General features: G+C 38.4%; 8 protein-coding genes. 6 read left to right on the forward strand and 2 right to left on the reverse strand.

The genetic code is table 11. The features are described 5' to 3' along the window. Nucleotides 1–239 precede the first annotated feature (239 nt). Nucleotides 240–1,466, forward strand: a complete 1,227-nt coding sequence (locus tag V7149_RS18100) for a TraB/GumN family protein (protein ID WP_335347005.1) — start codon at nucleotides 240–242, stop codon at nucleotides 1,464–1,466. A 111-nt stretch (nucleotides 1,467–1,577) separates the two neighbouring features. Here the strand turns inward: V7149_RS18100 and V7149_RS18105 are convergent, their stop codons facing one another. Continuing rightward, complete coding sequence (locus V7149_RS18105) at nucleotides 1,578–3,158, reverse strand: bifunctional metallophosphatase/5'-nucleotidase (RefSeq protein WP_335347012.1); 1,581 nt, start codon at nucleotides 3,156–3,158, stop codon at nucleotides 1,578–1,580. A 189-nt stretch (nucleotides 3,159–3,347) separates the two neighbouring features. Here V7149_RS18105 and V7149_RS18110 point away from each other — a divergent pair, with 189 nt between their 5' ends. From V7149_RS18110 to V7149_RS18130, 5 genes are all read left to right on the forward strand, one after another. Then, nucleotides 3,348–4,265 (forward strand): phosphate/phosphite/phosphonate ABC transporter substrate-binding protein, encoded by a 918-nt coding sequence (locus tag V7149_RS18110; protein ID WP_335347006.1) that lies wholly within the window; start codon nucleotides 3,348–3,350, stop codon nucleotides 4,263–4,265. Between the two features lie 84 nt (nucleotides 4,266–4,349). Continuing rightward, a complete protein-coding gene (phnC, locus tag V7149_RS18115) occupies nucleotides 4,350–5,123 on the forward strand; it encodes a phosphonate ABC transporter ATP-binding protein (RefSeq protein ID WP_335347007.1) in 774 nt (257 codons plus the stop codon). Beyond that, nucleotides 5,117–5,911, forward strand: a complete 795-nt coding sequence (phnE, locus tag V7149_RS18120) for a phosphonate ABC transporter, permease protein PhnE (protein ID WP_335347008.1) — start codon at nucleotides 5,117–5,119, stop codon at nucleotides 5,909–5,911. Before phnC ends, phnE (V7149_RS18120) begins: the two co-directional genes overlap by 7 nt. After that, complete coding sequence (phnE, locus tag V7149_RS18125; protein WP_335347009.1) at nucleotides 5,908–6,711, forward strand: phosphonate ABC transporter, permease protein PhnE; 804 nt, start codon at nucleotides 5,908–5,910, stop codon at nucleotides 6,709–6,711. The genes phnE (V7149_RS18120) and phnE (V7149_RS18125) overlap by 4 nt, the downstream gene beginning before the upstream one ends. A 96-nt stretch (nucleotides 6,712–6,807) precedes the next feature. After that, entirely contained in the window at nucleotides 6,808–7,365 is a 558-nt protein-coding gene (locus tag V7149_RS18130; RefSeq protein ID WP_335347010.1) for a putative ABC transporter permease, read from the forward strand. An 11-nt stretch (nucleotides 7,366–7,376) separates the two neighbouring features. Here V7149_RS18130 and V7149_RS18135 read toward each other — a convergent pair whose 3' ends face one another. After that, nucleotides 7,377–7,775, reverse strand: a complete 399-nt coding sequence (locus V7149_RS18135) for a VanZ family protein (RefSeq protein ID WP_335347011.1) — start codon at nucleotides 7,773–7,775, stop codon at nucleotides 7,377–7,379. Nucleotides 7,776–8,033: the final 258 nt, after the last annotated feature.

The raw sequence follows: 8,033 nt of genomic DNA on the forward strand, positions 1-8,033 counted from the left end.
TTTCGTAACAGAAGAGGGCTGGGTACCGGTTTATGAAAAGGAAAGTGTGCAAGGTTAATAGTAAATAATATTAAAAAAGCTTATAGACTCGTCCGAAAAGGACTTTATCTATTGGCTTTTTTTTACTTTGTTGAGTCACCTCCTAAATTAAGGTATTATTAATTTGTTAATAGTTTACTATACTACATATAATTGGTTTCTCTATTAACGAATACTTTATTAGAGAGGAGAGAAATACTTTGAAAAAGATATTTAAAAATGCAGCTATGCTTTTCATTGCTACATTGCTCGTAGTTTTATCCTTTTCAGTTAATACGGCTTTTGCGGCATCGGAAAGTAGTAAGGATTGTGTTCCTAAGAAGATTATGTGGGGGAAAACAGAACTTAAGAGTGGTCAACTAAGTAAAATCACCATCCTGAAAGAAGCTAAGTTATTCTCTTTGAAAGAAAATAAGCTTGAGGCACACAAGACACTACCTGTAAAGGGTGAATATAGAGTCTATTCATTTAAGAACCATTCTAGTGGTGACATTTATGGAGTAGGTGGAGGCTATTATGTAAAAAAAGATAGTGCAATAAAATATGAGACCCCTTCCAAAAGGAAATTAGCTGAGGTTAAAGCGGCCAGCTGTGAAAAGGAACAGGTTGCGGAAAATGAGGGTGGATTCCTTTGGAAAGCAGAAAAAAGCGGCAACACTGTTTACATGCTAGGTTCAATTCATTTAGGTATTGAAGACTTTTATCCTTTAAACTCGAAAATAATGAAGGCTTTTGATGAATCAAAATATTTAGTTGTTGAAGCAGATATTCTTAATTTAAATCCCCTTGAATTTCAACAATCCATCCTTGAAAAAGCTATCTATGGTGATGGTTCAACCATTGAGGATCATATTTCAGAGGAGCTTTACACGAAACTAAAAGATATTTTTATTAGTTTGGGTGCCGATTTTAACGAACTCAAGCATTTTGAACCTTGGTATTTTAATATAATTTTAGAAAGTTTAAAAATAACTGATCCTAAATATAAACCTGAATTAGGAATTGATTATTATTTCTTGTCTAAAGCGGGTGGTAAAAAAATTATTGAGTTAGAGGGAGCAGAGTTCCAATTAAATATGATGGACAGCTTTTCTGAAAATGTGCAAATAAAACTGCTTGAAGATTCCCTAAAAGTTGATAGCGGCGGCGAACTAGAAGCCCTTATAAAAGCTTGGCAATATAGTGATGATGACGCAATTGAAAATTTACTTTTTAACGTTCCAGACGATAGCCCAGAATACCAAACATATATGACTGAACTGCTTGATAATAGAAATATTGGAATGGCGAATAAAATTGAACAGTACTTAACAGGAAGTACGAAAGAAACTTATTTTGTTGTTGTAGGTGCAGGACATTACTTTGGCGATATGAGCGTTATCCAGCTACTTAAAAATAAAGGCTACAAGGTTGAAAAACTACAATAGAAGTATTGCTAAGCTACTTTAATGTATATTAATACCTTGCAGACTGTAGACAAATTCGGTAAAACCGAGCTTGTCTACAGTCTTTTTATTTCACAATATTTAATTTACCGATCACCAAACAACCTTCCAATTATGATCACAGGAGGCATAGATCTTTTTCCTTTTCATCATATAGTTAGCGATTAACTCTGTCATATCTGTCTGAATTTCTTTGATGACAGGCTTATCTTTGAACATATTGTAGTTTCCACCCCCGCCGGCTCGATAGTTGTTCATGACGACATCATATTCACCTTTTATCTGAACAGGATCTCCCTTAATGCTTAATTTAACGACCCGCTCCCCAATAGGGTTTCTTATATCAAACTCATACTCAATTCCTTCCCACATATCGTAGTTATAGTGTTGGGGCTTCGGTTCTGCAAAGGCAGGATTAACCTGAATCTCACCATCTTTACCGAGCATAAAATACGATGCACTAATCTCCAAAGCATCCTTCATATCCTGCCCAGTGATTCGAATGACCTTCAACGTGTTCGGATAAATATAATTTGAAACGATGTCCCTCATTGTCACCTGTTCCTGAAAACCACGAGAGCGATTATCAAATAAAGCAGTAGAGGAAATCCTTGCGCCTGATGCATCCATTTGCACATAATTTAAAAATTCAATAAGAGGATGATCTCCTAATCTTAATTCTAATGCGCTGGAAATCGTCATATCCCCTATTATTTTGGCAATTGGCTGATCAAGCCAAATTTGAGTGTCCTTCTCATACTCTTCAGTCATTTTCAAGATATGAGGATCTGCTTGAACAGAATGGTCAACCTCTATAAGCTGTGACGAGCAGCTTTTAAATACCCATTTTCCTTCGATTTTTTCAAAAAAAGCTTTCACTTTACCTAAAGCCTGTCCATTGTAGCCGGGTTGAACGACTGTCACTCCGTTCAAAGTATCCGCAATCATTCGATGCTGGTGACCCGTCAGCAAAATATCAATTCCTTCAATTTCATGGCATATCGCATAAGCCTGATTTTCTCCAGTCATGGCTTCTCCAGGCTCCCCGTTGGATAGATCCCGTTCAAATCCTCCATGATAGGAAACGACAAGCAAATCATACTGTTCATGCTTTTGAATAAAATTAACCCACCTTTTTGCACTAGCTAACGCATCTTCAAATTGGAGTCCCACAATATGCCTTGGGTTTTCCCAATTCGGAATATAATGTGTCGTAATTCCTAGAACAGCAACACGCAGCCCATTTTCAAACTCCTTCACTATGTACGGAGGACCAAATGCACTTTCCTTCGTTCCTTCTCTTAATATATTGGCCGATAACCACGGGAACTGGGACTCGTCCACCGCTGCCTGTAATAATTCGGAACCGTAATTAAACTCGTGATTTCCAATTACAGCACAATCATAATTTAAATCATTTAGCAGGCTTATAAGAGGATTTATCTTTTCTGGAAGGAATTTTGCATAATAATATGTTGAAGGCGTCCCCTGAATGAAATCCCCATTGTCTATTAAAAGGGAGTATTGATTGTTTTCTCTCTCACTTTTAATCAGTGCAGCAATCTTTGCTAGCCCTGCATTCACTTCTTCATTATCCCTGTAATTAATCGGGAACACATTTCCGTGCAGATCACTAGTTTCCATAATAATAAGCTCACAGCGTTCATTATCCATGGCTTCCACTTCACATCCCCTCTAATTACTTCCACTTTGATTATATAGGTAGTTCTTTCATGTAAATTTATTTTACAACAAACCACACCAAACATTTACATTATTTAACACCATATTTACAGAACTATCCATATCGTTTGCTATAATTCAAATCGTAAAATATTCTTTTTCCATTTGGAGGTAACTGAAATGTTTAAGAAATTGGCAACGATTGGCCTATCTCTTGCTCTAACAACGGCCATCTTGAGTGCATGCGGCTCAAACAAAACATCAGGCGGAGATTACACCCCTGAAAGCTTAACTGTTCAATTTGTACCATCGCAAAATGCAGACACATTAGAAGCAAAAGCTAAACCATTAGAAGGTTTGCTTAAGGACAAGCTAGGAATTCCTGTAACAGTAAGTGTATCAACTAACTACAACACGATTGTTGAAGCAATGGCATCGAAAAAAGTAGACGTTGGCTTTTTGCCTCCAACGGCATATGTACAAGCCCATGAAAAAGAGGCTGCAAATGTTATTTTGCAAGCACAACGCTTCGGTGTTGACGATGAAACGGGTGCACCTAATGATAAATTAGTGGATTTCTATAAATCTATGTTTATTGTAAAAGCAGATTCTGATATCAAAAGCGTGAAAGATTTAAAAGGAAAGAAAATTGCTTTCCAAGACGTTACATCTTCAGCAGGTTATGTTTGGCCCGCAGCTGCCTTAATGGATGAAAAAATTGACCCGCTTACGGACGTTGAGGGGATCACAGTGAAGGGACATGACCAAGCTGTGATTGCATTACTAAACGGTGATGTTGATGCAGCGGTTATTTTCCAAGATGCACGTAATATTGTAAAAGGCGATTATCCAAGTGTATTCGAAGAGACAAAAGTTCTTCATTTCACAGAACCAATTCCAAACGATACGATTTCAATCCGCTCCGATATGAGTGAAGAATGGACAAAAAAAATTCAGGATGCCTTTATTGAAATTGGCAAGGATGAAGAAGGCCATGCCATCATTAAAGACATTTACTCCCATGAAGGCTATACACCATCTGAAGATAAAGTGTTTGATATTGTTCGCGATTATGCAGAAAGAGTGAAAACCGAGTAATATAGGAAGCCAAAAATGCCAGCCAGTGAAGGGTTAAGAACTGGTATGGCATTTTTTGATTAAATAACCAAAGGTGGAATAAAAGTGATTGAATTTAAGAATGTCTCCAAGACATACCATAATGGTGTGAAAGGGTTAAACAATATTGATTTAAAGATTCATGAAGGTGAGTTTGTCGTCATCGTTGGCTTGTCGGGAGCAGGAAAATCAACCCTACTGCGTTCAATTAATCGTTTGATTGATATATCTGAAGGCGAAATTTTTATCAATAACAAATCGATTACGACAGCAACGGGATCTGATTTACGACGAATCCGCCGTGACATCGGCATGATTTTTCAAAGCTTTAATTTAGTGAAGCGTTCTTCGGTATTGAGAAATGTACTTTCGGGGCGTGTTGGCTATCATTCAACTTGGCGTACGATTCTCGGGCTTTTTCCAAAAGCAGATGTAAATCTGGCATTCGATGCTTTAGAACGCGTCAATATTCTTGAAAAAGCTTATTCCCGAGCAACGGATCTTTCCGGTGGACAGCAGCAGCGTGTCTCCATTGCCCGTGCGTTAGCTCAGGAAGCAAAAATCATTTTGGCAGATGAGCCTGTAGCCTCGCTTGACCCGTTAACAACTAAGCAAGTCATGGATGATCTGAAAAGAATTAACCAGGAATTAGGAATAACGACCATTGTGAATCTTCATTTTATTGATTTAGCAAGAGAATACGCAACAAGAATTATCGGATTACGGGCAGGAGAGGTTGTATTTGACGGGCCTGTTAAAAAGGCGACTGATGAAGCATTCTCGGAAATTTATGGCCGCCCTATTAAGAAGGATGAACTATTAGAGGTAAATGTATGCTGAGTCAGCCACAGAAGAGGGTCCTGCCTGAGCCTCCACGTAAACTAAAAACCTATTTAACCATTTTTATTATTATTTTGCTGCTTTTCGGAAGTGCAGTCCAAACAAATTCAACCATTACTGAGCTCATCATCGGTGCTCCTAACATGGTCGAGCTGATTGCGCAAATGCTTCCTCCAAACTGGTCTTACTTCGGAAAAATTGTCGAGCCAATGCTTGAAACGATTCGAATGGCTTTAATTGGGACAACCTTTGGTGCCCTCATCGCCATTCCGATTGCGATTTTTTCTGCGAGCAACATTGTTCGTAACATATGGTTATACCATCCTATTCGTTTTGTCCTGAATCTAATTCGGACGATTCCTGACCTGCTGTTAGCAGCCATTTTCGTGTCTATTTTCGGCTTAGGACCACTTCCAGGTATTTTAGCGTTGACGATTTTCTCAATTGGCCTAGTGGCAAAATTAACATATGAAGCGATTGAGGCCATTGATCCTGGGCCACTTGAAGCCATGACTGCTGTTGGCGCAAACAAGGTTCAATGGATCTTTTTTGGTGTCGTTCCACAAGTTCTTCCCTATTATATTTCCTATGTGCTTTATACATTTGAGGTAAACATTCGGGCTGCAGCTGTATTGGGACTTGTCGGTGCCGGAGGAATTGGACTCTATTATGACCGCACACTCGGATTCTTTGAATATGATAAAACAAGCTCTATTATTATTTTCACATTAGTTGTTGTTTTAATAATCGACTACATGAGTACTAAATTACGGGAGAAATTAATATGAGCCAAACATCTAGAAACATTGTGAAGCCACCGAAAAAGAATATTCGTCTATGGATCATCTATCTCGCTTTAGCTCTTATTTATATTTGGGCTTTTTCCGGAATGCCGATTACAGGGGTAAAAGAAACAGCTGCTCAAGTATCGAAAGCCATTTTTTCAGGAATTTTCAGCCCCGATTGGGATTATGTCTATTTACCAGAGGGAGAGGATTTATTACGAGGGCTGCTTGATACACTCGCCATTGCGATTTTAGGAACATTTATTTCAGCCTTCCTCTGCGTTCCATTTGCTTTCTGGGCAGCCGCCAATATGAGCAAGGGGAAAAGTCTTTCTCATTCAGGTAAATTCATCCTCAGTTTTGTTAGGACATTTCCAGAGATCGTAATGGCGATTATGTTCATTAAAGCAGTTGGTCCAGGGTCCTTTGCTGGTGTACTCGCTTTAGGCCTGCACTCTATCGGGATGTTAGGAAAGCTTTTCTCGGAAGAAATCGAGAATATTGATCCAGGTCCCGCAGAAGCATTAACGGCTACAGGGGCAAACCGCATGCAAACTCTCTGGTTCGCCGTCCTTCCGCAAGTCATGCCTGGTTTCCTGTCCTATACTTTATATCGATTTGAAATTAACGTAAGATCTGCTGCAATCCTTGGCATTATTGGAGCAGGCGGGATCGGCACGCCACTTATTTTTGCACTAAGCTCCCGTGACTGGGATCGTGTTGGGATTATTCTATTAGGCATCATTGTCATGGTCACATGCATTGATCTTTTATCAGGCTATATTCGTAAGAAAATTATTTAAGGAAAAAGTTTTCAGCACTTTAGAAGAAATTGTATATTAAAGGAAATTTAGCGAAGCCTATAGGATGAATTTGTCATCTTGAAAGGGGTTTGCTAATTGGTAAATACGTTAGAAGTTTTTAGTGCTCATAGTCTTTTATTTTACTTTACGGTGTACTCATTTTTAGGCTGGCTGCTAGAAAACAGCTATAGCCTCGTTACAACGAGGAGATTTTTTAAAGTGGGGTTTTTCAGTGGCCCCTTTAAGCCTATGTATGGATTTGCACCAGTGCTTTTGGTTTTGTTAATTTCACAGGATACAAATTGGTTAATCGCTCTTTTTCTCTGTCTAGCCATTCCAACATTGATTGAGTATGTTAGCGGCTATTTACTTCATACTTACTTCCATCGCCGGTGGTGGGATTACTCAAATATCCCATTGCAGCTGCATGGACATATTTGTTTATCCTTTTCAATTTGCTGGATTTTTTTATCCCTCATTTGTTTAAAGTGGATCCATCCAGCATTAACCTCCATTTATGAAGCGATTAATCATTATTGGATTTGGCTTAGCCCTTTTGTTGCAATTTATTTATTTGCAGAACTTATTTTTTCTATAAAAAGGCATTTACCAAAGCATTCTTCTCAGGCTAAACAAGAAAGTCCAACTCAATAATAAATAAATAGCTACCTTCTTCTGAGGGTAGCCATTTTTATTATACTCAAAGCAATCAGCGCACCAATGGAATCAATTCCAACATCCACAATTGCGCCTGTCCGGTCTGGGAGAAAAGCCTGGTGAATTTCATCGGATGCTGCATAGATCGTTGTGTATAGCCATGCTTGTATAAATCGATGCTTTTCAAAGCTATTGTAAAACAATATAGCAAGCACCCCAAATGCTGATAAATGCACAAGCTTTCTAAATATGACGTTGATCATACTAGCCTGACCCTCAGATAGATTGAAAATATCTGCAATTATCATTAACGTATTTCCACCAGTCGAAGCAGGAGAAGCCGTTGTTATAAAAATAGCTATACAATACACAATAGCTACTGTGAGCCAAATATATTTTTTCTTCATTTTTAATTCCTTCAGATGGTTTTTCTATTATTATAGGCATTTTTCGATTCACTTTTATATAGTTTGTCGAATTTTTCATGTCTGTCAGTCAAATTTGTCGGTCTATTGAAGCGAATGTACTTTTGGGGAGGTAGACAGAACTTCTTTTGGTAAATCGGCCGCGCCTAAGGAATACTTTTCTCGGTCAACTTTCATACTGCTTGGACTTTTCGAAGGCTTTCCCCTCTTGAAATGGCCGTCCAGCACCACTGCTTGGAC

The sequence above is a fragment of the Bacillus sp. JJ1503 genome (assembly GCF_036965125.1).
Lineage (GTDB): Bacteria > Bacillota > Bacilli > Bacillales > Cytobacillaceae > Cytobacillus.

What these genes read in the sequence shown, in the direction of transcription:
- V7149_RS18105 (WP_335347012.1), bottom strand. Translation starts at nt 3,158, where the DNA reads ATGGATAATGAACGCTGTGAGCTTATTATTATGGAAACTAGTGATCTG.
- V7149_RS18110 (WP_335347006.1), top strand. Translation starts at nt 3,348, where the DNA reads ATGTTTAAGAAATTGGCAACGATTGGCCTATCTCTTGCTCTAACAACG.
- phnE (WP_335347008.1), top strand. Translation starts at nt 5,117, where the DNA reads ATGCTGAGTCAGCCACAGAAGAGGGTCCTGCCTGAGCCTCCACGTAAA.
- phnE (WP_335347009.1), top strand. Translation starts at nt 5,908, where the DNA reads ATGAGCCAAACATCTAGAAACATTGTGAAGCCACCGAAAAAGAATATT.
- V7149_RS18135 (WP_335347011.1), bottom strand. Translation starts at nt 7,775, where the DNA reads ATGAAGAAAAAATATATTTGGCTCACAGTAGCTATTGTGTATTGTATA.